This window comes from Hydrogenivirga sp. 128-5-R1-1, assembly GCF_000171895.1.
In genome coordinates this window covers 1-1253 of the sequence record NZ_ABHJ01000429.1, presented here as the reverse complement: position 1 = coordinate 1253, position 1253 = coordinate 1, and the positions used below count along the sequence as shown (strand labels likewise).

Annotated in this window: 2 protein-coding genes; both read left to right on the top strand. The window is 33.7% G+C overall.

All coding sequences use genetic code 11. The features are described 5' to 3' along the window. Window positions 1–86: 86 nt before the first annotated feature. Window positions 87–581: an SCP2 sterol-binding domain-containing protein gene (locus HG1285_RS00960; protein ID WP_008289513.1), complete on the top strand. Its 495-nt coding sequence runs from the start codon at window positions 87–89 to the stop codon at window positions 579–581. Window positions 582–707: 126 nt separating this feature from the next. Then, a partial coding sequence (locus HG1285_RS00965; RefSeq protein WP_008289512.1) for a putative sulfate exporter family transporter occupies window positions 708–1253 on the top strand: 546 nt, incomplete at its 3' end.

Sequence of the window (1253 nt, the reverse complement as noted above, 5' to 3'; positions counted from 1 at the left end):
ATTCTATCGGTGTTGGCTTAGAGTGGACATTTTAGATAACTCAGGGGCTATGTGCCCCTTTTATACAATTATAGTGGAGGGATAAAATGAAAAAAATACAGGTTTTAGTACTCTCATTAATCGGCTTTTTTGCAGTGTCTTATGCACAGCCTCCATTTATGTCTCCAGAGTATGCAAAAGAGTTCTGCAATCTCTGGAATAAAACAGAAGATTTAACAGAAGGTCTTGCAGACTGGGCTAAAAATATAAAAGAAGGTAAAGAATATAGAAGCATAGCTTTTTATAGAAGTGATTGTGGGGGAAAGGAAAAGGCTGTAGAGGTTCATATAGTTCCTAAAGATGGTAAAGCAGTATGCATTTATGGTGGAAAGGCTGTTGACCCAAATCCAGATTTTCTCATGTACGCAACTGATGAAAACTGGAAATCACTTGCACGTGGTGAGTTTGGATTTATGGGAATGGGAATTATGACAAAAATGACATTTAAAGGTTCAAAAATAGAAGCAATGCAAAATATGGGACCTTTTAAAGCATTTTTATTAAATCTTGGAAAAGTTCCTCACACAGACCAGTGTCCGTAATCCTTTAATATAAGGGGCTTTTGCCCCTATTCAAACTATCAATACATCTATTAAAATTTTTCAAAAAATAAATTTTCAAATGTAGTTATAATATTTTTTTAATTATTTTATAGTGGAGGCTTCTTTATGCTTAAATATCTTCCTGGTATAGCTGTTTCTGTATCTGTTGCTTTATTTGCTATGTTCCTTGCAAGTTTAGATTTTGTAAAAAATACACTTCATTTTAGTTCCTTAATTTTAGCTATTTTAATCGGCGTAGTAGTTGGAAATACAATAAAATTTTCAGATGCATTCAAACCTGGAATAACATTTTCTCTGAAGAAAATACTGCGAATTGCTATAGTATTTTTAGGTTTTAGATTAACATTTCAAAATGTAATGGAAGTAGGTCTTATTGGATTAATAGTAGATACTATAATGCTAAGTTCCACTTTTATAATAGGAGTATGGGTTTCGCGAAAATGGTTTGGTCTTGAAGATAAAATGGCTTATTTAGTGTCTTCTGGAAGTTCTATTTGCGGGGCATCTGCTGTACTTGCTACTGCTCCGGTCGTAAAAGCTGAAATGCACCATGCTGCCATGGCTGTTGCAACAGTAACTATTTTTGGTACAACTGCAATGTTTGTTTATCCTATAGTTTATAAAATGTTTGGAGCTGCACTTGGATTTGAT